Origin of the sequence: Paenibacillus sp. FSL L8-0641 (assembly GCF_038006265.1) — a bacterium.
Lineage (GTDB): Bacteria > Bacillota > Bacilli > Paenibacillales > Paenibacillaceae > Paenibacillus > Paenibacillus polymyxa_D.
In genome coordinates, this window is the sequence record NZ_JBBOUW010000001.1 from 2,419,856 (window position 1) to 2,442,186 (window position 22,331).

The 22,331-nt window shown below is 46.0% G+C and carries 16 protein-coding genes; 13 read left to right on the forward strand and 3 right to left on the reverse strand.

Annotated elements, in window-relative coordinates; genetic code table 11:
* The first annotated feature begins 4 nt into the window (after positions 1–4).
* The 5 genes from MKY16_RS11085 to MKY16_RS11105 all read left to right on the forward strand — a co-directional run bounded on the left by MKY16_RS11085 (position 5) and on the right by MKY16_RS11105 (position 5,479).
* A complete protein-coding gene (locus MKY16_RS11085) occupies positions 5–1,141 on the forward strand; it encodes a glycosyl hydrolase (protein ID WP_340955322.1) in 1,137 nt (378 codons plus the stop codon).
* 429 nt (positions 1,142–1,570) lie between these two features.
* Positions 1,571–2,065: an RDD family protein gene (locus MKY16_RS11090; RefSeq protein ID WP_029519136.1), complete on the forward strand. Its 495-nt coding sequence runs from the start codon at positions 1,571–1,573 to the stop codon at positions 2,063–2,065.
* 76 nt (positions 2,066–2,141) lie between these two features.
* Complete coding sequence (locus MKY16_RS11095; protein ID WP_340955324.1) at positions 2,142–2,861, forward strand: hypothetical protein; 720 nt, start codon at positions 2,142–2,144, stop codon at positions 2,859–2,861.
* 357 nt (positions 2,862–3,218) lie between these two features.
* Positions 3,219–5,186, forward strand: a complete 1,968-nt coding sequence (locus MKY16_RS11100) for an ATP-dependent DNA helicase (protein WP_029519138.1) — start codon at positions 3,219–3,221, stop codon at positions 5,184–5,186.
* A complete protein-coding gene (locus MKY16_RS11105; RefSeq protein ID WP_029519139.1) occupies positions 5,180–5,479 on the forward strand; it encodes a DUF6509 family protein in 300 nt (99 codons plus the stop codon). Before MKY16_RS11100 ends, MKY16_RS11105 begins: the two co-directional genes overlap by 7 nt.
* Before the next feature lie 118 nt (positions 5,480–5,597).
* Here MKY16_RS11105 and MKY16_RS11110 read toward each other — a convergent pair whose 3' ends face one another.
* Positions 5,598–5,960: a hypothetical protein gene (locus MKY16_RS11110; RefSeq protein WP_029519140.1), complete on the reverse strand. Its 363-nt coding sequence runs from the start codon at positions 5,958–5,960 to the stop codon at positions 5,598–5,600.
* Between the two features lie 256 nt (positions 5,961–6,216).
* On the opposite strand from MKY16_RS11110, the gene MKY16_RS11115 reads away from it, so the two are divergent.
* The 3 genes from MKY16_RS11115 to MKY16_RS11125 all read left to right on the forward strand — a co-directional run bounded on the left by MKY16_RS11115 (position 6,217) and on the right by MKY16_RS11125 (position 11,224).
* On the forward strand, positions 6,217–7,140 hold the full coding sequence (locus MKY16_RS11115; RefSeq protein WP_029519141.1) for a PLP-dependent cysteine synthase family protein: 924 nt from the start codon (positions 6,217–6,219) through the stop codon (positions 7,138–7,140).
* Between the two features lies 1 nt (position 7,141).
* Positions 7,142–8,272, forward strand: coding sequence for a bifunctional cystathionine gamma-lyase/homocysteine desulfhydrase (locus MKY16_RS11120; protein ID WP_029519142.1), 1,131 nt, complete (start codon positions 7,142–7,144; stop codon positions 8,270–8,272).
* Positions 8,273–8,467: 195 nt separating this feature from the next.
* Positions 8,468–11,224 carry a PHB depolymerase family esterase gene (locus tag MKY16_RS11125; RefSeq protein WP_340955326.1) on the forward strand — a complete coding sequence of 919 codons (2,757 nt, stop codon included), beginning with the start codon at positions 8,468–8,470 and terminating at the stop codon, positions 11,222–11,224.
* Positions 11,225–11,369: 145 nt separating this feature from the next.
* On the opposite strand, the gene MKY16_RS11130 is transcribed toward MKY16_RS11125, so the two are convergent.
* Positions 11,370–12,287 carry a hypothetical protein gene (locus MKY16_RS11130; RefSeq protein WP_340955328.1) on the reverse strand — a complete coding sequence of 306 codons (918 nt, stop codon included), beginning with the start codon at positions 12,285–12,287 and terminating at the stop codon, positions 11,370–11,372.
* Positions 12,280–12,432: a hypothetical protein gene (locus MKY16_RS11135; protein WP_165147246.1), complete on the reverse strand. Its 153-nt coding sequence runs from the start codon at positions 12,430–12,432 to the stop codon at positions 12,280–12,282. The genes MKY16_RS11130 and MKY16_RS11135 overlap by 8 nt, the downstream gene beginning before the upstream one ends.
* 300 nt (positions 12,433–12,732) lie before the next feature.
* Here MKY16_RS11135 and MKY16_RS11140 point away from each other — a divergent pair, with 300 nt between their 5' ends.
* Genes MKY16_RS11140 through MKY16_RS11160 form a run of 5 tightly spaced genes read left to right on the forward strand, consistent with a single transcriptional unit; the run spans position 12,733 to position 22,327 of the window.
* Positions 12,733–14,535: a vWA domain-containing protein gene (locus MKY16_RS11140; RefSeq protein ID WP_165147243.1), complete on the forward strand. Its 1,803-nt coding sequence runs from the start codon at positions 12,733–12,735 to the stop codon at positions 14,533–14,535.
* A 24-nt stretch (positions 14,536–14,559) separates the two neighbouring features.
* On the forward strand, positions 14,560–17,949 hold the full coding sequence (locus MKY16_RS11145) for a tubulin-like doman-containing protein (RefSeq protein WP_340955329.1): 3,390 nt from the start codon (positions 14,560–14,562) through the stop codon (positions 17,947–17,949).
* Positions 17,950–17,952: 3 nt separating this feature from the next.
* A complete protein-coding gene (locus tag MKY16_RS11150; protein ID WP_340885219.1) occupies positions 17,953–20,319 on the forward strand; it encodes a transcription initiation factor TFIID in 2,367 nt (788 codons plus the stop codon).
* 46 nt (positions 20,320–20,365) lie between these two features.
* Positions 20,366–21,655: a vWA domain-containing protein gene (locus tag MKY16_RS11155; RefSeq protein ID WP_340955331.1), complete on the forward strand. Its 1,290-nt coding sequence runs from the start codon at positions 20,366–20,368 to the stop codon at positions 21,653–21,655.
* Between the two features lie 18 nt (positions 21,656–21,673).
* Positions 21,674–22,327, forward strand: coding sequence for a beta-mannanase (locus tag MKY16_RS11160; RefSeq protein ID WP_069010195.1), 654 nt, complete (start codon positions 21,674–21,676; stop codon positions 22,325–22,327).
* Positions 22,328–22,331 lie beyond the last annotated feature (4 nt).

Sequence of the window (22,331 nt, forward strand, 5' to 3'; positions counted from 1 at the left end):
AGAAATGACGAAAGCAGAAGCGTGGCTGGAGCAATCGTGGGAGCTGGCTTTGGATAAGACCCTTGCCTTAGCGGCAAGACTGGGGGACGCTTTTCCACATGTTGCTGAGGGTGGACGTTATGATAATCGTGAAGAAGCGTGGTGGACAGCAGGCTTTTATCCGGGGCTACTGTGGCTGACCAATCGGGCGCGTCCTGACAGTGTGGCTGCCGGGATTGCACAGCGGTGCGAGGGTCGTTTGGAAAAAATACTCTATAATAGCGAAGCTGTAGACCATGATCTTGGCTTTATTTGGCTGCTCAGCGGTGTAGCCGCCCATCGGCTGACCGGAGATTCAGAGTCCAGAAGGCGAGGGTTGTTGGCTGCCAATCTGCTGGCTGCCCGTTTTAACGTGAATGGCCGTTTTATTCGCGCATGGAACTTCCCCTCGAAGGACATGGATACACGGGGCGTTGCGATTATAGATAATATGATGAATCTGCCCTTGCTTTATTGGGCTTCGGAGGAAAGCGGAGATCCGCGTTTTGCCGCTCTCGCTGTGCAGCATGCAGATACCGTAGCACGTGAATTTGTCCGCTCGGACGGTTCTATCGCACATGTGGTCGAATTCGATCCAAAGATTGGAAAAAAGGTCGCCGAGCATGGTGGACAGGGATTTGCTCCCGGTTCTGCTTGGGCACGTGGCACGGCTTGGGCATTGTATGGTTTTACGCTTTCGTATGGGTACACGCGCGATTCGCGTTATTTGAAGGTGGCCGAGAACACGGCTGATTTTTTCCTGTCCCAACTGGGCGATGCTTGCCTGCCTGTGTGGGATTTTAGAGCAGAAGAAGAGCACCGAGGGGCATGGGATTCATCGGCTGCGGCGATTGCAGCCAGTGGTTTGCTAGAGCTGGCAAAATATTCGACACGTGCGGAGCATTTTACAGAAGCTGCAGAATCTATTCTCAAGGGCTTGCATCATACGTGTACGGCGTGGGGTGAGGAGCATGAGGGATTGCTGATGAACGGGACCGTACATTATCCTGAGCAAAAATACATCAACGTTCCCATTATCTATGGCGATTATTTCTTTGTCGAGGCATTGGCAAAGCTGCGCGGTGAAGAAGGTTTGTTTAGTGTTGAATGCAAAAAAATATAGTGAGTAAGATGTATAGTGAGTAAGATGTATAGTGAGTAAGATGATCCGGAACAAGCTCATTCGAGCTGAGCTGTTGCTTGTCAAATCCACAGAGTAATAGTGAGGCAGCGTGTATGTAATCTCATTTACATATACGCTGTTTTTTTATGCACAAAAAAAGACTTTATTTAATTCGATGCCAAAGTACTACTTATAGAGGGGGAAGAGATTGTAGCTGCGCTTATTTTGTACCCAATCAAAGAAAAATCATTGTATATAAGATCTTAATTCCTAAAAATTTTCATTTTAATGCATGGAAATAGGTCCTTTTACTTGTTTAAGAGTATTTATTCGTAAATTGACAATATAGGTAGGTAACCGTATGATATCATCTTGTGTAAAGGAATAAACTGGATTTTAAATATCGTTTCAAAAGGAGTTATACATATCATGACAGGAACAAGTGATACTGAAAGACGGATGTACGGAGGATTCTGGATAAGAACAGCCGCGTTTTTGATTGATTTGATCATCCTTACTGGCATAGTCCTTTTAGTAGGGGGAGCAATTAACATTATCCCAGATCTTCTGGGTATAAAGGAGACGGGTTTCATACAAGTGCTGCTTATGGTTTGGCCGCTGATCTTATGGCTCGTAGTACCATGGCTTTACTGTGTGTTATGGGAATCATCGAAGGTAAGAGCAACACCGGGTAAGCTTGTGTTCTCTTTAATTGTTGTAGACAAGGAAGGAAAGCGTCTTGGATTCTTGCATGCCTCAGGACGTTATTGGATTAAAGCCGTTTCTTTTGTGATTTTACGTCTTATATATATTGTGGTCGCTTTTACTGCGAAGAAACAGGGAGTCCACGATCTTTGTACCAATACCTTTGTTGTACATAAAAAAGAGTTGCAGCGATACAATCAGCAATCGTCTTTTCTGTAAGTACGGAGGAGATCACCGATTATTAAGGAAAGCTTAGTAGTCTTTGATTTTCAAAATAATGGGGGAACATGAATTCATGCGACAACGAAAATGGATATTTTGTTCAGTTGTAGTCCTGCTGCTGTTCGTAGTGGTTGCGGGTTGTACGAATAAAGGACATTCTGGAGAGATCAGCTCTGAAGATGCTAGAAAAGAGCAGCCTGGAAGCACTTATTTGGAGAACTTGCAGGCAGATCTGCCACAACCCACTGAGGCGCAATTTTCCACGCCCGAATTGGTGGTAGAAGCCTTTTTTGAAGCTGTAAATGATCATAACTTCGACAGTGCGTTAAAATGTTTTCCTATTGTGGAAAAGTATCGTGCGAATACAGTAGATAATCATTTCAATTTGCTCCATACCTATGAGCTTCAAGCAGGCGCTCCCATTCCTTCCTTTGAAAGCCATAACTTTTTAAAAAGCTTTATCGAATATGAACAGTATTGGGAGAAATTTTATATGTTACTGTTCTTAAACTCAAATCCGGATATGGTGGGCAAACGTATCGTTATGGGAGAAGCGAATGCTGCTATGGACCTAAAGAAAATCAAGGAAATGAAGGTGAGTAGCACGTACTCTAAGCCTCAAATAATATCGAGTCATAGTGAAAAGAACAAAAATGTTATAGAGCAGACTATGAATATACAAGAAATAAGGGTGCTTGAAGCTAAGCTTTATATAGATGGAGAAGAACAAAACCATGTATTAATAAGTGTGGGAAAAATTGGATCTAATTGGCGAATCTTAAACATGAGTTAAGGAGAACGAGCTTCTGCTTAATGCATATTCATCAATCAACAAGAAACCAGCTAATGCTTGTAATACATTAGCTGGTTTCTTTTATTTTGTCATGATAATTTTCTCTATTTACTATTACGGAAAAAACAGACATTTCTCAAAAAATTTCCATCGTAGATGTCTATGTAGCTTTCTTTATGAAATATTAATATAACGTAGCATCTCACCGAGACGAAAGTATGCCCCTTTATTTTAAAGGGAATCTTATACCGACATAAAAAAATATAAGCTGCTCTTACAGTTTTCATGTTCTTTTTAGCTTGTTTTGCGTTATAATGAAAGGATGCACATTATGAACGAATTGGAGGCACAGCCCGATTGACTACTTACCCTTTTGCCTTTGATCCGTCCAAGCCGTTTATTGAGCAGGCAAGTGACTGGATTGCGGATGTATTTTATGAAGTTTTGCCTGAAGTCGGCTTTGAGGTTCGGGATGAACAAATTTATATGGCATTCCAGCTAGAACGTGCCTATAAGGAAAAAAAGACCATTTTTGCAGAAGCAGGTGTGGGTACTGGTAAAACGCTGGTATACCTGCTGTACGCTATTGCATATGCCCGATACATGAGAAAACCGGCGATTATCGCCTGTGCAGATGAATCGTTAATTGAACAATTGGTAAAGCCGGAAGGGGATATCGCCAAGCTGGCACAGCATTTGAGTCTGACGATTGATGCCAGATTGGGGAAGTCGCCAGATCAGTATATTTGCCTGAATAAGCTGGATGAGGTGCGAAGCGGACTGGATGAGGACGCAGATGTTTTCCGTGATATCTATCAGGATCTACCGGATTTTGTTCATTTTCCAGATACGTTACAGTCCTTCACTCCTTACGGGAACCGAAAGGAATATCCTGAGCTAACAGATGGACAATGGAGCAGACTCGGATGGGATGTATTTCAAGACTGTCTCGTTTGCCATCAGCGGCATCGTTGTGGTCAGACGTTGTCTCGTGATCATTATCGCAAAGCGGCAGATCTGGTCATCTGCTCTCATGATTTTTATATGGAGCATGTATGGACCTACGAAGCGAGAAAGCGCGAGGGTCAGTTGCCGTTGCTGCCGGAGCACAGCTCTGTTGTTTTTGACGAAGGGCATTTACTGGAGACAGCGGCACAAAATGCGCTTACTTACAAGCTTAAGCACGCTCAGTTTGAGTCTATAATTACCCGACTGCTGGAGGGAGAAGTGCGAGAATCTCTGGCAATGACGATTGAAGATGCAATCTCCCAAAGTGAGGCTTTGTTCGCTGCACTAGATAAGAACAGTCAGCCTGTCCAGGGTTCTAATCGCAAGGAGTTCATCCTGAATGAGTCACTGACTCGAGAGGTAAACCGCTTTGGAGAACTGATCGGCATGATCGAGGAAGAGCTTGTATTTGAAAGCGGACTATTCTCTTTGGATGAGTATCAAGTCAAAATTGTGGAAGAACATTTGGAAATGATTCAAACCGCGTTGGCTTTGTTTAAGCGTCCTGAACTTCTCATTTCGTGGGTGATGGAGGATCAGGATGGATTAACGCTTGTGGTTATGCCGAAGATGGTAAAAGAGATTCTCAAAGAGCGAGTATTTGCGCAGCATATACCGATCGTATTCTCTTCAGCTACGCTTTCCGTAGAAAGCTCTTTTGACTATATGGCGCAGAGTCTCGGTATTGAAAATCCGCTAACGTTCTCTGTTGCTTCACCTTATGACTACAGCGATCAGATGCAAGCTGCACTGTACCCGTTGCAAGCGGGGGATGATCCAATCCAGAGAGCGCTGGCACTGCTGGAGAAATCGCAGGGAAGAGCGCTTATCCTGTTTCCTTCACAGGAGGAATTGGCTGCATTCCAGACGGGTCTCGTTGCTTACCCGGAGGCGTCTGCCTATCGTTTTCTGTACGAAGGTTCGGCTGAAATCAGCCATCTGATCTCAGCTTTTCAGAATGATGAGGAAAGTGTGTTGTGCGCTGTCACATTATGGGAAGGATTGGATATTCCTGGACCTTCTCTGTCGCACGTTATTATCTGGTCACTGCCATTTCCTCCGAATGATCCGGTTTTTACGGCTCTGCGCAAGGATGCAGCAGATCCGTTTATTCAGATAGATATGCCTCACATGGCACTTAGACTCAGACAAGGCATAGGGCGTTTAATTCGTTCGCGCAATGATCGGGGCTGGATATCCATCATGGGCCAGGATTTGAGTCGTCAAGAAGTACGTATACAAGTTGAACAACTACTGCCTGCAGGCGTAGAATGCACCGTAATTGAAGGAAACCCGGAGGGAATAAAAACATGTTGAACTTTACAGCGTACACCGTAGATCAGATTAAAGATGCTTTTGGTATTTTGACTGGACAGCGTTATGAATTTATCATTGATGTAGAGGTAGAGGAGGACGACGAGCTATACACTGAAAACGGACTGTATATCCGTTGTCTTTATTTAGTAGACGAAGAAAAGACAGGACTGCTGAAGTATGAATTAATTGAAAAAGTAACGAATCATTACATTGATCTTGAACTTGAAGAGGATGAGCTGCAAGCTGTTGAGAACTTCTGTAAAGAACATGTACAGGATGAAATAGTGAAGTAACAGTAAGACACTTAGCTAGTACAGCTGGTATATAGCTAACATATGATGAAGATATCAAGGAGTCCTGACATGATCAGGCTCCTTTTTTTTATGGTCAAATGAAGAGAACTTATCTGCTCTAGCGCAGTCTGTCCCACACATTCACCATAAACAGCATAGTCCCCCCTGCGAGTAACACCCACCCTGTGACGATCCAAACTTCAGTCTCTGGAACCTTGTAATTTTGACCTGTAAGCGCCAATATCAACACGGGCAGACCGATATTATGCATCCAAAAATGGGTATGTGCCAGAATAGTAACTGAAAGTGCGGGAAAGGCCACATAGATCAGACCTATGATTCCAAGCGTTGTCCAACCCAATAAATGGATATGAGACTGAATGTTGGACAGACTGTAATCACCCGACACGCCAATAATGGCACTAAGCAGCACACTGAGGGCAAAATATACGGCAGCTATCTTTAGAAATTGCTTTCCCATATATGAACTCCTCCTTATGTTGCACGGGGAATATTTTGTGACATCTTCTCTATCCTATCGAGCAAGCAGGCAGGGGGTGTGGGTATTGTGACTGGTCCATTTGACAAAAGCTTCAAATACACATAAAATCTTATTGCATCAATACTTACCGCATTACTATGTTTTCTTGGAGATGATAGCGAACTTCTCCGACAGTAGGCGTTAATTTTTGACCATTGGTTTATTTTGGATTCGCCATTAAAAGGAGCTTGAAATTATGAATGTATATCAAAATACCCTTGAACTCATCGGACGTACGCCATTAGTGGAGCTGAACAGCTATTCTCTACCGAGAGGAATTCGCCTGTTTGCGAAGCTGGAGTTTATGAATCCCGGCGGCAGCGTAAAGGATCGGGTGGGTAAGGCTCTTATTGAAAAAGCATTAAAAACAGGTCAGCTGAAGCCAGGTGGGACATTAATTGAAGCAACAGCAGGCAACGCAGGTATTGGTCTTGCGATGGCAGCACTTCATTATAATATCTCGGTTATTTTTGCTGTGCCTGAGAAGTTCAGCCAAGAGAAACAGGACCTGATGAAGGCATTGGGAGCACGCATCGTTCATACCCCGACGAGTAAGGGGATGAAAGGAGCTATCGAAAAAACAAAAGAATTGGCTGCTGAAATAAAAGATGCATACTTGCCGCGGCAATTCAGTAATCCGGATAATCCCGAGGCATACTATACGACAATGGGACCTGAAATATGGAACGATCTGGACGGCAAAGTGGACGTATTTGTGGCAGGTGCAGGCTCGGGGGGAACGTTTATGGGAACCTCGCGTTATCTTAAGGAACAAAATGCAGCCCTTAAAACAGTCATCGTGGAGCCGGAAGGGTCCATTTTGAATGGCGGCGAGTCAGGTCCACATAAAACGGAAGGAATTGGCATGGAATTAATTCCTGAATTTGTGGATAAAGGATATTTTAATGCCATCCACACCATTAGTGATGTCGATGCTTTTGGCCGTGTCAAGGAACTGGCTGCACGTGAGGGTCTTCTCGTTGGCAGTTCTTCAGGGTCTGCTTTACATGCCGCTTTACTGGAAGCAGAAAATGCACCGGATGGTGCACATATTGTTACCATTTTCCCGGATAGCAGCGAACGTTATCTGAGTAAAAAAATATATGAAGGCGGGATATAAAATGAAACGCAAAACAAAACTGATTCACGGCGGGCTTCCTACCGATCCCCATACAGGCGCGGTTAACGTTCCTATTTATCAGGTAAGCACTTATGAGCAAGAGGAAATTGGCGTCCATAAGGGATACGAGTATTCGCGTACAGGCAATCCGACCCGGTTTGCTTTGGAGGAGCTGATCAAGGATCTGGAGGAAGGAAAGCGTGGTTTTGCTTTCGGTTCGGGTATGGCTGCAATTCATGCGGTATTTTCACTGTTTAATGCAGGGGATCATATTTTGCTGACCGATGATGTATACGGAGGCACCTATCGCATTGTAAGCAAAGTGCTCAGCCGTATCGGAATTGAGTCCACATTTGTGGATACGACTGACCTGGAAGCTATCTCCAAAGCAATTCGTCCGAATACGAAGGCATTGTATGTCGAAACGCCAACGAACCCGCTTTTGAAAGTTACTGATATCCGCGCTGTTTCGGAGCTTGTAAAAAAACATGATCTTTTACTGATCGTCGACAACACATTTGCTACCCCTTATTGGCAGACGCCAATTACACTCGGGGCTGATATTGTCATTCACTCTGCTACCAAATATTTGGGCGGCCACAGCGATGTTGTAGCTGGTCTGGCTGTTGTGAACAGCGACGAGCTGGGAGAACAACTCCATTTTCTGCAAAACGCCATTGGTGCTATTCTCGGCCCGCAGGATTCTTGGTTATTGATCCGCGGTATTAAAACATTGGGTCTGCGTATGGAAGCGATTGAGCAAAATGCGAAGGAAATTGCAGCCTTTTTGGAAAAACATCCGAAGGTTAGAAAAGTGTATTATCCTGGACTGGAAAGCCATGCGCAGCACGAACTGTCCAAAATCCAGGCTCAAGGCTTTGGCGGCATCATTTCCTTTGATGTAGGTAGCGACGCTAACGCGGTTGCACTTCTGAAAAAGGTGAAATATTTTACACTGGCTGAAAGCTTGGGAGCGGTTGAAAGTTTGATTAGCGTTCCTGCACGTATGACGCACGCCTCTATTCCGGTAGAACGTCGTGCAGAGTTAGGCATTACCGAAGGTTTGGTGAGGATTTCGGTTGGGATTGAAGATCTGGAAGATTTGATTGAAGACTTGCAGGCAGCATTGTAAGAAAATAAGTGTAATGTTCAAGAGAGGTGGCAGAAGCTGCCTCTTTTTTTGTTGTGAGAATAGCTTCTTTTTTGAAAAGCACAGAGGAGTACGTAGAGGTAATAACGAATAGTTTTATATAGTTCAATTGAATGTTAAACGGAATATAACCGCGACTACGTCTCTGAGGAAACAAAAACCTGGAGGGGGAATGTTATGAGGTTCACACATCTGGAAAAAGCAACTACTGTGCTGTCGGATCATCCGGTACGTCTGGCGTCTGCTTATGCAGTCGGTCCAGTCGAGCTTCCGGAAAATTGCGGTGTGGGCAGGGAATGGTCAAGTTATTTTGCCCATGAGGATTGGAATTTGGAAAAGGCTTGTGGTGAAGAAGGAGTAGAGCTTTCAGCCGGAGGAAAGGCAGCGTGCCGATTATTGACCGAGCTGGACCCTCGGACTGCGGAACTGAATCTAGGTGTTTTTCCGCCTTTGGCCGAACAAGAAAGGCTTTTGCTGGTTTCAAATCTTCGTTGTATGGCTGCACAGGAAGTGATTTTCAGACCCTTTGAAGGAACGGGACAAATATGGATAGATGGCACACTTGTATATGCGGAATCCGGTCCTTTTCGCTTGTATCTGGAGGAAGGCGATCACACGGTAGTTATCATTGCTGCGTTTATTCCCGAGGAGGCCCGCTCTATTCGTATCAGTGGAAATCAGGTATGCGACGAATCAGATGTGACAGAACTGCATCGAGAATTTGTAGAGCGTAATATACGTTTTCATATGGCATGGCTAGAGGTTGAAGAAAGTGCTGGCAGGGAGGGCGAAGACAGCCCGATCTTATTTTATTTACTGCGTAAGGATCGGATAGATCTTCCCTTAGATCAAACGTTATGGGTCGAGGTAACGGATGATGAGGGCATGAAGCTGGATCGCTTTCCAGCACATTGGGAGCAGGAGCAAAGCTATGACTGGGATGAGGAAAAGGCCAGGAATACGGGAATGCTGCACTTCACCGTTACATATCGGGATCATGAGGCTGTGGAGCATCATTTTGTGTATTCGGCACTTGTGCGGCCTTTGTCAGTCGTCGTGGAGGGTTTGCAGGAAGAGTATGACCGGTACATTCAAGCCCGCGCTATAGATATTCTTCACTTTGCGCAGAAAATACAAATAGAGGGCTTGCTTGAGGAATTAAAAAGGTTAACGGATTCTCCAGAAGATCCTTTTGAAATCTGGGATTACCGGATTGTGCGTGAATATATCAAGCTATTAAAACAGATCTTCACAAATGGACATACCGAGCAGTCACATTCCCCATCCTTACTTCAAGAAGAACACATCTTTTTGTGTAATGACGGAATTGGGGAAGGATTTTTTGTCTCCCGTTTGGACAATAGTTTGCAACGCTATACCATTCAGCTTCCCAGAAGCTATTCGGCTGACCGACAGTATCCTCTGATCGTTCTGATGCCAGGCAAGCGATATGAGCTGGGTTTGCCGGATTTTCAGAATCGAGGTTTTGGGCGAGGCTGGGAAGAGGAAGCTATATTCGTTACTTTTTCGTGCCGTGGTGTAACGTTGGGCAGTTATATTGGAGAAGCTGCTTTTTTGGAGGGGCTGGATGTCATACTGCAAGCGTATCGAGTGGACGAAGATCGGGTCTATCTGACGGGTTATTCGAACGGAGCATACGCTGCTTGGGCGATGGCACAGGCTTATCCTTCTCGTTTTGCGGCTATAGCGGTTATCTCTGGAGCGCCACATCCCAAGCATCTGATAAATCTGTTGAATATGCCAATATTGAATGTATGCGGAGATCAGGATTACTTATTTGCACAAGCATTTACAGCCCCTGTAACAGCGCTTCCATCTGATCATTTTAAAGGTGTCGTAGAACGTCATTCTAATCACTGGGACACGCATGAGCTGAGACTTCTGGACGGTGTACTGGGCTGGCTTATGCAATGGAAAAGAGATGTCGTACCTCAGCGTATTGCCTACCGGACGGAACGGGGCAGACATAACCGGGCTTACTGGCTGGAACTGACGCGAATGGATGTAAATGAGGAATATGCCGAGTTGTACGGTGAAATGAGTGCCACAGGTGAGTTAGATATCGAGGCAGTTCACGCCGAAGAATTTATCATTCATCTTTCTCAAGAGGTCATGCCCTTGGAGTTGGCTCAAGTTCGTATCGGAGCCCGTATCTTCGTGTTGGATTTGCGGGAATACAGTCGCTTTCGCTTTGTTAAGACACAGTCACACAAACGTCCCTCCCCTGAATACCGCTTGATTGCCGAACGGGTGGAAGAAAGCAGTGGATGCTTTACAAAAGAATCGGATGCCAAAAAGAAAATTGTGGATTCGAAAAGCGTGGGAAGAAACGTTTTGAGCCATGGTATGGGTGTGCTTGATGTTTATATGGATCGTCTTCACATTGTCCTTCCGTCCAGCTACGCTACACCGGAGGAAGAGCAGGCGGTGAGACGGACGGCGAACGCCTTGGCTAGCCCACGAACAGCGACTTGGAATCCGTATATCGGTGTTCATTATCCGGTGGTGTCTTCCACTGATATTACGGAGGAAGCACTGGCTGATAGCAACGTGATTTGTGTCACTTCGGGCTTGTCCAGACATGAGCTGCTTCACAAGCACCAAGCCGATCTGCAAATTACATGTACGGAGGAAGGTTATACATTGGGCGGTGATTTTACGGCAGGCGAGTATTGTCTGTCATATATTCAACCTAGCCCATGGTCTGCAACCCAGCAAATGCTTGTCGTAGCGACCAATTCTCCCCGTATGCTGGGTAAAAACCTATTTATGCGCAGACTGATTATGCCCGGATACTTTAATGGTCTACACCCGTATTTGAATAAAGAGATTATTGTGTATGATAGCCAGGGAGTGCGTGCTTTTAACTTTACTTCTATTAGACATACGCAGCAAAAACTGCAAGGCCAATAGCCAATAAAAAAGTAACAATGTTATAATAATCCACAATTTAAAAAACCGTCTGGAGGCACATTGGCGATCCTGACGGTTTTTTGCTGGTTCATTGCAGTGATTTGTGATCGGGATGACGTCATATAAAGAAGGGCATTATGGCAGCTTAGCTTTTATATTGCTCCATCAGGTACATGATCTTTACTTCATCGGCCAAATCTCCAAAGGGTTCTAACGGATTCTCTTGAATGATATGATATAAACGCTGGACTCGTTCCTTTGGCAGTTTGCGCACATATCTGGAAATGAAAGCGGCATGGGTGACTACGTAGCGCTTTTTACGGACAGCTGCACTGGCTACGCGGACGAGAATATCTTCGCCCCCTGCTAATTCCAGAATGCGGCGCTCATAAAAGACTACGTATCGGAATGTCCGGTCCTTGATCAGCTCACGATTGAGTCTGGCAATCTCTCCGATATATCTGACCATAAGCGGCTCAAAGCTCTTGATCAGGAGAGGATCGAGCGTTAATTCCATGTCTTTGCGGAGAACAAAAGATTGCAGCAGAGCGACCTGCTGGAGCCTTATCCGATCATTGTGAAGGAGTACAGCCATCTCACGCAGCATTTCATAGGAGACACGCTCACTGAGCTGCCGCAGGGCAACCGCGTTTTTATGATTAACGTTTAGTCCTTCCTGGATCTGCCCTATACGACCTCTGAGCAGACGTATAAGCTGCCTACGCTGTTCATAAGGATAAATACCCCGCTGTAGAAGCACCAAGGGCAGCAGAAGAAGCGCACCGACGATACCGCACAGAAGCATTTGTTGCGGCGAGTGGCCGAAAAAGACAGTAGCAGCCAGCAATATGACACTAACGGCAAGGTCTTTACGAAAATAACGTTTGGCTCTGAGTCTGGCATATTGCTCTACAGGAACTAGTGTATCCCGACCACATGATGTGCACTCTTCTTCCCAAAGGGCGGTAAATTGTCCACAACGCTTGCAGACTCTTAGCTTTTGGAAGGCGTACTCTGTGCGGGTAAATGGGCGAAATTGTACAGCTTGTTTGGAACTATTCATTGTGCTCACTTCTCCGGTTCAGCAGCGCTAGAAGCTCGGTGTCGATTTGTGTAATCGACGGGGCGCGTTTTTTATGTATATAGTAAATTAGTGATTTGATGGCGACAAAAAGAAACATAATCGCCAGACATCCGTATGAGATCATAGTGTATTTCCTCTTTCTACTTGGATTTTTAGTTCAATATTTTACATGGGCGGGTTTCGCTATTGTTATTTTTGTCGTATAAAGGAGAAGGCTGGTGCCCGATTGCCCTTGTTGGGGTATAATTATATCATTACTGCAGGATATTGGTAAAATCTCGCGGTATAACAGGCTTTTGGGTTGGATTCAGACCATTCGGGCAGTATTTTCAGCTGGCGCTCATGTAAAACTCATTATAATTTAATAGTAGGGGAGTACAACTGTAATTTAGAATGAGAATTAACCGGCAAAGGGGTACAAGCGATGTTTAGTAGAGACAGAAAATGGTTTTTGGTCATCGGAATCATATGTACAATGATCATGACCTCGATTTTGGCATGGCAGCCACAGATGGCGAATGCCGCTTCACCCTCTGCTTCTAAGGTGGATGCGGTGCTGGTCGTCGATGTAAGTAATTCAATGAACACCAGTGATCCTGGGAAAATTGGCAATGAAGCCATGAAAATGTTCATTGATATGCTGTCGACGCAAAATGACAAGGTCGGGATTGTAGCGTATACGGATGTCGTACAGCGTGAGAAAGCCTTGCTTAATATTACATCCGAAGCGGATAAGCAGGAACTGAAGACGTTTATTGACGGACTGAACCGGGGGGCGTATACTGACACCTCCGTGGGTGTCAAGGAAGCAATCCGCATTTTGCAAGATGGTAAAACAGCTGGACATGCGCCTATGCTCGTCATGCTGGCCGACGGTAACAACGATTTTAATAAGACGACAGGTAGAACCGAAAGCCAATCCGATCAGGATATGGCACAGGCTGTAGCCGAGGCTAAAAATAGCGGCGTTCCGATCTACACCATCGGCTTGAATGCAGATGGGAAGCTGAATAAAAACAAGCTTGCCGACATAGCGCAGCAAACGGGCGGCAAGTCCTTTATTACAAGCTCAGCGGATGACCTGCCGAACATTCTGAGTGAAATTTTCGCCAGCAATTTGAAGTTGAAAGTGGTGCCTTTGCAGTCCATTACGGCAAACGGCGACTATCAGGACGTAACGGTAACCGTACCGAACGATAGTGTGCTGGAGGCTAACATTTCGATCATGTCCTCGAAACCGGTGGATGCGAGACTGATAGACCCGTCGGGCAACAGCAAGCCGATTCCTTCGAGCGATGTGCTGCTGTCCAAGTCCAAAAGCTACTCACTGATTAAACTGCTCAAGCCTGCGGCTGGTGACTGGAAGCTCCAAGTCAAGGGAGTCCAGCAGGATCAGATTGATATTAATCTGGTATTTAACTATGATCTGGAGCTGAAAATGGACGCACCGCCCGCCAAATCATACAAAAAAGGCGATGCAGTTCAAATTCGTTCCTACCTGACGAGCAATAGCCAGCATCTTCAGGATCAGGAATTGTATGCGAATATGAATGCTGTTCTGAAGGTCAAGGATCTGGATTCCGGTACAACGAATGAGGTGCCGTTAACCAACGCAGGGGATTCTTTTACCGGTTCCTATACGATTCCAGATGAGCATGACTACGAACTAACCGTTAGAGCAGAGGAGAAGAGCTTCTACCGTGAAACACAGCCTGTAACCATTAGTGCTAAAGCAGGGGCGACGAGCGGTACAAATACGGGCACGACTCAGCCAACAACACCTGCTGAAAAGTCCAAGCTAATGCCACTCATTCTTTTAGGGCTGGGACTGCTCGTTCTGCTGGTTGCCGCATATTTCATCTGGAAGGCTATGAAAAAGGCCAACCGTGGCTTTGTCGGTCAAATCGTACTGGAAATCCGGGATGAGAACACTGGCGAAAAAACGTATCCGCAGTACAAGAAGCTGAACACCTTCCGGGGCAAATTTAATCTGCACCAGTTGCTGCAACTGGCACCGGAATTTGCTGGAACCGACAAGGTTGTGTTCACACCAGCCAATCAGGATCGTATCATTGTGCGCAGTACCTCCGAGATTACGATTGAAAAATCCGGGCGGGCTGTAGACACAGGCAACGGTCTTGAACTCAAAAACGGTGATCGTCTGACCATCCCGTTAGCCAGTGTGGACAAAACCATTTTGCTGGAATTTATTTCAGTAAACAGCTAAACGAACCCTTAGGAGGTCATATCTATGAAACCAGTAGTTAGAGAGCATATCCAACAATTAGACGTATCACTCGGCGGGGGGATCGTAAGCGATAAGATCAGAGTGGATACTATTGATAATCCTATTTTAATTATCGGACTCGGAGGTACGGGAATTGATGCCCTTCTCCGCTTGAAATATCAAATTAACCGCAGATTCAAGCTTCCAGCAGATCCGATCTCCAAGAAAAAGAGCGATAAACCGGACAATGTGGAATTTCTCGCTTTTGAAACGAATGAACAAGACCGCAACAAAAAATACAAGGGGATTGGTTTGGACCCCATCAATGAGTTTGTATTGCTGTCCAATGCGGAAATCGGCGGATTGCTGCAAAACCGTAGCATTCTAGAGCCGTACATTACCGATTGGCTGTCTCCAGAGCTGAGCATTACCGATGGTATGAACGGGGCGGCAGGGGTACGTCAGGCAGGACGATTACTGCTGTTCACCAAAATTAATCAGGTCGTTCAAAGCATTGACAAAAAAATCAAAACCTTGTCTGAGGGCACCAATAAGAAGCTTATGGTGTTCCTGCTGTCCGGTTTGTCCGGCGGTACAGGAAGCGGTACTTTCCTCGATATCTCATATATCGTCCGAGGAATTATTGAGCGCGATTATGGCTCTGCAGGTGTAGACCGTGTAAATACATTAGGGTATCTGTTTACACCGGATATCAATTTGGCGAACAAAAGCCTGAGTGAGCATACACGTGAATATATTAAAAAGAACGGCTATGCTGCACTGAAAGAGCTGGACTACTGGATGAATGTAGACAGCCGTGGTGAACGCTTTAAGCAGCAGTACGGAAATATTTTGACCGTGAACTCGCCGCTTCCGCCGTTTAATCTGTGCCATCTCATTTCGGCCACGAATACGGAAGGCAAGCTGTTGGAAAATGCTTATGATTACTGTATGAATGTCACCGCCGAAAACATCACCAACTTTATGGCGAGTGAGGAAAAACAATCCGGCGAAGAATTTGCCATTCATGACTATATCAGCAATATCCGTACCAACATCGCACAAATGAATAAGGCGTATCCAGCAAACTACGATTACAATATTATCGGGGCTTCCTCGGCGGTGCTGCCAATGGAGGAAATGACGACGTATCTGGCTTATCGAATGTTTGGCAAAATGTCCAAAATGTTCGAGCAATCGCCTAATCAAGAGGATGTAGAGAAGTTTGCCCGCAAGCTGGGAGTGGATCTGGATAGCATGATCAAAAACTTTGAATCCCGTGTACCTGAGCCGCTTCCGGGCTTTGAAAACAGTGAACGGTTAAGTTATAGCAATGTCGTTAAAATGCAAGTTGTCAATATGGACACCGAGCTGGAGCAAACGTTCCTGACGCGTGCCCGCGAAGAGTATATCAAAGCGAAGAAGCAGCTTCCTGGTGAAATTACAGGACAGTTTACGGATCAAATTCGCCGGATGTTTCTGCATCCTGAGCAAGGACCGTTTTATGTATCCCGCATGATTTATACTGAAAAAGGATTTAGCTTGCTGAAAATGCTGCTTTCATATGTGGAGACGTTGCGTGAATCACTGCACCGTATTCCGACGGACATTGAATGGGCGCGTGAGCAGGCGAACGAAAAGTTGGGCGATGCCAAGAGCGCGTTTGTATCCAAGGATAAAAAGAAAAATGCGTACATTGAAGCGAAAATTAATGAATATTGGCTGCGTGCTGATGTGGAACGTACAGAGCAGCTCATTGAATTTTATGAAGACCTGTATGACCTGTTGAATAAGGAAAATAACCGCATTTATAATGTATTTACTGAAATTTTGAACGCATTGAGCGCAATATTCGAGAAGAATGGTGATCTGCTGATTAACGGCGAGGAACAGTCCGATCACAAAGGTAACAAAACGTACTATTGGAATCTGGTAAGTGTACCGGATATTTCTGAAGTTGTGACCAAGCTGCTGGATAACCGCAACGGTGACGATTTGATTCGTGATTTTGCCCAAGAATTGCTCGAAAATTCAGATCAATGGGTGAAGGATCAGGATATGGACATCATCAGCTCAATCTCCAATTTCTTGACTGATAAGTTCGGTGATCTCATTACCCGTTCCATGGAGGATTTCCTCGTCATGAAATACGGGCAAGATGAAGCCATTGAAAAATTTGTGGAGCGCTACATTGCGAGCAAACTGGATGAGGAAGCTGTACCTGTGTTCCATCTGAGCAATAGCTCTGGCAACTTGTACTTCCCGTCTTGGGGATTCGTTTCGGTACCTGTACAGTCGCCTAATATCCTAAAAGGCGTTCGCAATTATCAAAATAATGCAATTGGAAAATCACACTTTACTATTAAAGAAAGTGAAGTTCGTAACCGGATTTTCTGGCTCAATACGCGTAATGGTGTTCCTCTGTTTGTATATACGCCGCTCAAAGTGTATGAAGAAAGCTATGAAAAAACGATTCTTGACCGCGAAGGTATTGGCCGCCATCTGGTGCAAACAGGCCAGAACAACTGGACTAATCTGCCGTCGCCGATTCCTGAAAAGTCATGGGGCGAAACTTACGTCAATTCGCGTGTGCAAGCATACAATGCACGCATTCGTAATGATTTTGACCGTGCCAAGTCACTTGGCGTGATTCGAGAAAAGGATGTCGATCAGAATACGAGCAGCCGCTTCACTGTAATCCGTTCACATGCGCTAGATCTGAATGCGATGCTGGCAGGCTACGATATGCGTTTGCAGGAATCCAAGCCGAATTTGGGTGAGGTGAAAAGAGCATGGTCTGAGTTGAAACGTCTGCTGGCTGAAGGGCTGGAGCAGGCCGGAAGCAAGGACATCTTTGGCAGCATCAATGAAGAGATGGCGAAGGAAAACCTGATCCGTTCACCAGAGTTAACACAGGTGGTTCGTGAAGAACTGGTGAAATATACACAAATTGAAGCGAAAGCCGCTGAACTGGAAGCTTTGCTGGGTAAATATCAGGATGAAGAAAAATGGCTTGATCAGTTCATTCAGGCTCTCTATACGGACACGATTACGAAAAAAGGCGCTTTGTATGTCTATGATCGTGACGAAGAGGAAGAGGCTTGGGAGCCGTTTGCCAACGTCATGAAGAGTCGCAATTATGTGGAGTTTGAAGTGTTTACAAACTTCCGTGGTTTGGAAGAAAAGAAATTTGCAGCTCTAATGCGCAAGGCGGATCGCCGTGATGCTGTATTGACTTCATCTGAGGATATTACACCATTGCTGGCAAAGCTGGATGAACTGGCTGCGACTTATACAGAGGCCCGTAATCAATTGGAATATGAAAAGGTGGAGCTGGCTAACGGAGCGGAACTTTATGCATTCTATGCTCAAATGGCTGGAAAATTAAACGACATCCGCAGAAAGTTGAAGTAAAGTATGAGAGAGCAGCTGTTACGTTATGCGGCTGACTATGCAGCCGCAGAGGACCAATTAATCGGAAGCGGGGATGGACGCAGCAGCATCCATTTCCCGTCCGTGTTTCTTTTTATCGGTGATCGCATGAATCCGGTGATGAACACCATTGCAGATATCAACCGGACCAAGTGGGATAACAGCACGGGAGTAACGTATATTCAGATCCGCTCGCAGGAGGAACATGCGGCTGTAGATCGTTCGGTGGATGCTATTATTCATACGATAGCGGTACCGGAGGAAAGTGGCCACCAAACGATACGCCGTGACTTACACCAAGCTTTTTATACACATGAATCGCAGCTAATTGAGCTTAACACCGCGTTGCGCCGGGCTAGTGGACATCTGGCAGATTACGGTCGGTTGTATTCTTCGTTCGAGCGTGTCCATTTGTCGATTTTGACGACAGCGGATGACCCCATGAACGTATTAATCCCTGAAGTTACACTGTTGGCGGAGTATATTTTTGCACAGTCTTTTAAATCGGTACAAATGGATCTGTATGTGTTGGTGAATGAAAGCGATCAGACTGCCCAATTTGGCTACAGTAGTGCAACGTCCGTTGCTTTCATGAGAGAGCTGGACTATATCCAGAGTCCGGAGTATACGTTTACGGCACCGCTTCATATGACCGAGGACAAATTGAGCATTCCGGTATCCCATGCTCCATCGCCGTTGTTCGATCTCGTCTATGTGCTGTCCGACAAGAACGAACGCGGCGTAACGGTGCCAAATAGTCTGCGAGAAAGCTGTGACATCATTTGCCACATTCAGCTTCTTAAAAACCGTTATCAGGCAGGAGATTCCTATCGGTCACAGGATGGGGGATACAACAATACATCGTTTAAAAACAACATCATGACGGAATCCGGGCGGCAGGGTTATGTGTCGGCTGGATTTTCCCGAGTCAACCGCCCTAACCAGTCAATCGCACTTACGGTGCTGTATCACTTTTATGTGAAGCTGTTAGAGCGTATGAGAACAGAGCAGGAGTGGGACATACGCGATAAGCTGAATTATTTTGGTTTAGATGCTGCTGAGCGCGGTCGCACGCGAAATGATCTAGTTCCTGGTAATGAAGCGATCACGGACATGAGTGCACTGATGACCAGCGGAGCTAGCTACGGCTCGTTGAAGCGAATGACATTACGTGAGGCGGAGGAAGCCTTGTTTGGTCAGGGCTGCGAAGCCTTTTTCCGTGATAATTGTGAACGGATTGTGCACAAACGGTTGGGAGATTTTCAGGCGGAATCAGGTCTGCAGTTGGCTGTGAATGCAGCTGCCAAGGAATATCCTGAAATCGGATTTTTCGAGCTGACAGACTGGACGGATGAAAATAAAACAGGGAATGTGCTTACGGCTGTTCGGGGGCTGATTCGGGATACGTCCAATGACTTGCAGATTAGTGCCGCTGAACTGGATACCCTGTATAACGGGCGGGTGGAGGACCAGCCTTTTCAACGACTACCACTCATGGATAAGCATAATGTGCGCAGCTTGATCCGTTACCTGACCGAGACAGTTTACGGGCACAAGCTGCACATGCTGCGGATTCAAGCGGATTTGGAGTTACTTCGCCGCTATGAACTGGCACTAGAGAAATGGCATGCACAAGCGAAGCATATTACAGTACAGCTTGCCAGCCTGGAGCGTGAACTGCATCAAGCTGCAACGGACAGTATTCGGCAGGCCGACAGTTACACAGGTCAAAACCTGTTCGAGTATTACGAGCGTGTGACAGAGGATGTCATGCGTGAGCTGGAAAGCAAGCGGGGAAAATCTATATTCTTTGATACCCGGCATATGGGGCCTGTATCCGGATTGCTGGACGGGGGTCTGTCCGCATTGGTGGATCGACTTACGCAGACCTGTCGTACCTTGATTCTCAGTTCACAGCCGTTTAATCAGACCTTCGAAGAAGAATTATTGCGGCGTGCGAATGTAGCTGCTGCATATGAAAATCGGCTGGTCGTTCCGAAGGATGAGCTGTTTAGAAAACTGTATCAAACGTTAGAGGAACATGGCGGAATTAACGTACGTTTGCTCGACTATACCCATGAGCATCGGTATGAAGAAAAGTACTTCTTTGGTGACTACGAAGGCGAATTTCTTCCTTATGCGATGGATGTGGACATTACTTCGCGTATTTACAAACTGGGTTTTGTGCATGAGCGCCGCAGTAGCGGGGTGGAAAAACTGCATTTGATGGGCGGCTTCCATCTGGAGGATCTGATGGTTTACCGCAACGGCAAAACGTATTATGAGACATATACTGCGAATGGTTTCGTGTTTCACGGAATCGACGTGGACCGGTTGCCGGAATTGCGGTAGCCACATATTCATCCTACTTTAATGATGGAAGGAAGCAACGATTCTTATGAAGCAGCGTAAATTTAACGTTCTCCTATTACTGTTCGGCTTGCTGGGCGCTGTAGTAGGCTTCATCTTGGGAGAGCTTATTCTTCACAAATTGATAGGGCATTGGCCGCATATCATCGTGATCGGGCTGTATTTTGGCATCATGGCCCTGTGCATTGGCCTAGGCTGTCTGATTGGCGAACTGATTTCGCCACAGTTAAATGGACATTCATGGCGGCAGCGCTACTCCGGGTTATCCTGGAAGTTACTGGTGCCTGCTACGTTGGTGATGTTGTTCGTGGCAGGTCTGCTATTGGAGTTGGGCTATCAGGTTAACCCTGAAGGGCGCAAGAGCGTACAGGACCTCGTACTTGTGATTGATAATTCCGGAAGTATGCAACAAACAGATCCTGATAATGAACGCCTAACGGCTGCCAAGAGTCTGATTGCCCAAATGGAAGGAGACAAGCGGGTAGCCATTGTTTCATTTGAATCTGCTGCGCAGTTGGTTCAGCCATTTACTCCCATTGGCACAGATGCAGAGAAGCAAGCGGTATATTCTAAAATTGATAGTATGCAAACTATAATGTCAGGCGGTACAGAGATCGGGCTTGCTTTGGACGAGACGATCAAGGAGATTGAAACCCAAGGCAATGCGGAAAAAGGTTCTCTCGTTATTATGCTCTCTGATGGTTTTAGCGATCTGGATACCCAGACAGCATTGGCTCCTTATATCGCCCGCCAGATTCCGATTAATACGATCGGGCTGAAACTGGCAGAGTCGGATGGTATAGCCTTATTGCAAAATATTGCTAACCTGACAGGTGGAACTTATTCTAATGTAGCCAATGCCCAAGGACTTACTCAGGCGTTCGGTAAAATATATAACAAAATCGGTGATCGCACACTGGTAACGGAGCGGACAGGTGAATATGCCGACAGTCTGTATTTTGCCATTTATCGTGTAACGGCTCTGGTCATTATCGGCGCTCTATTGGGATTAGCTCTTGGGCTGATGTTCGATAACCGTTTTCTTGCACGGAATTTCGCCATTGGTGGAGTCCCGGCAGGCTTGCTCGCTGGCTTTATTTTGGAAAAAGGATTATCTGGATCGCCTATAGGCGACTTGATGATTCGTTTGTTGGCAGCGCTCGTACTGGCAGCCCTTATTGCTATCTTTTCGCTTGTTCTGCCGATTGCGGAAAATACTCGCCGATCTTCCGGTGGAGGAAGTCAGGGTGAGTCGTCAGGACGCCGGAGAGGGGCAGCGGAAGCCCCGACGCGCAATCGACGCAGCAGTGGATTTTAGAACGGGAGGCTGGAACTTATGCAGTATAGGGAAGCACAGCCCGGTGATCCTATTATTTCGGAGCTGAGCCACAAAATTGATGACAACCGGGTTGTGTTACGCTGGCAGTGGCCTGAGGGCGCAGCCGTGGTATATATTGCGAAACAATCAGCCGATGCAGGTGTGAATGGGCAAAATAAAGGTGAAGTTTTACCGCCTTTTTCAAGCCTAAAACTTTTTACACGCGAGGAGTATAAGGCTGCTGGCAGCTATCGTGACCGAATTGAAGGCATTGGACGCGTGCGGTATACCGTGTATCCGGCTGTTCGGGAGGATGGAGACACTTACGTGATCCGTCAGCAAGACGGAGCCAACCAACTGGAGTTGAGCACCGGAAGGGCTAAAATCAGATATGCGGTTCACCATAAAAAAGGCTGGTTTCGCAGCCGCAAAACCGTCCAAATTCAGGTGACAGCCGAAGTTCCTGTCCCGCAGGAGGCGCTTTGCTACGTGAAGAAGCGTGGGGGCTATCCCGCAGATCGGGACGATGGAACCTTGTATCCGTTCACAGCACCTTTTGTTGCGGGACGGAATGTTTTACCCGCTGTTGAAGTGGGGGGAGATGAATATGTGCGGCTGTTTTTTACGGACGGCCAGAAATATGGCACGGTATATGAATTAGTTCCTGAATGAAAGG

Coding starts and splice junctions, on each gene's coding strand:
- MKY16_RS11155 (WP_340955331.1), top strand. CDS start 20,366: ATGAAGCAGCGTAAATTTAACGTTCTCCTATTACTGTTCGGCTTGCTG.
- MKY16_RS11150 (WP_340885219.1), top strand. CDS start 17,953: ATGAGAGAGCAGCTGTTACGTTATGCGGCTGACTATGCAGCCGCAGAG.
- MKY16_RS11125 (WP_340955326.1), top strand. CDS start 8,468: ATGAGGTTCACACATCTGGAAAAAGCAACTACTGTGCTGTCGGATCAT.
- MKY16_RS11120 (WP_029519142.1), top strand. CDS start 7,142: ATGAAACGCAAAACAAAACTGATTCACGGCGGGCTTCCTACCGATCCC.
- MKY16_RS11160 (WP_069010195.1), top strand. CDS start 21,674: ATGCAGTATAGGGAAGCACAGCCCGGTGATCCTATTATTTCGGAGCTG.
- MKY16_RS11115 (WP_029519141.1), top strand. CDS start 6,217: ATGAATGTATATCAAAATACCCTTGAACTCATCGGACGTACGCCATTA.
- MKY16_RS11140 (WP_165147243.1), top strand. CDS start 12,733: ATGTTTAGTAGAGACAGAAAATGGTTTTTGGTCATCGGAATCATATGT.
- MKY16_RS11130 (WP_340955328.1), bottom strand. CDS start 12,287: ATGAATAGTTCCAAACAAGCTGTACAATTTCGCCCATTTACCCGCACA.
- MKY16_RS11085 (WP_340955322.1), top strand. CDS start 5: ATGACGAAAGCAGAAGCGTGGCTGGAGCAATCGTGGGAGCTGGCTTTG.
- MKY16_RS11105 (WP_029519139.1), top strand. CDS start 5,180: ATGTTGAACTTTACAGCGTACACCGTAGATCAGATTAAAGATGCTTTT.
- MKY16_RS11110 (WP_029519140.1), bottom strand. CDS start 5,960: ATGGGAAAGCAATTTCTAAAGATAGCTGCCGTATATTTTGCCCTCAGT.
- MKY16_RS11090 (WP_029519136.1), top strand. CDS start 1,571: ATGACAGGAACAAGTGATACTGAAAGACGGATGTACGGAGGATTCTGG.
- MKY16_RS11095 (WP_340955324.1), top strand. CDS start 2,142: ATGCGACAACGAAAATGGATATTTTGTTCAGTTGTAGTCCTGCTGCTG.
- MKY16_RS11145 (WP_340955329.1), top strand. CDS start 14,560: ATGAAACCAGTAGTTAGAGAGCATATCCAACAATTAGACGTATCACTC.
- MKY16_RS11135 (WP_165147246.1), bottom strand. CDS start 12,432: ATGATCTCATACGGATGTCTGGCGATTATGTTTCTTTTTGTCGCCATC.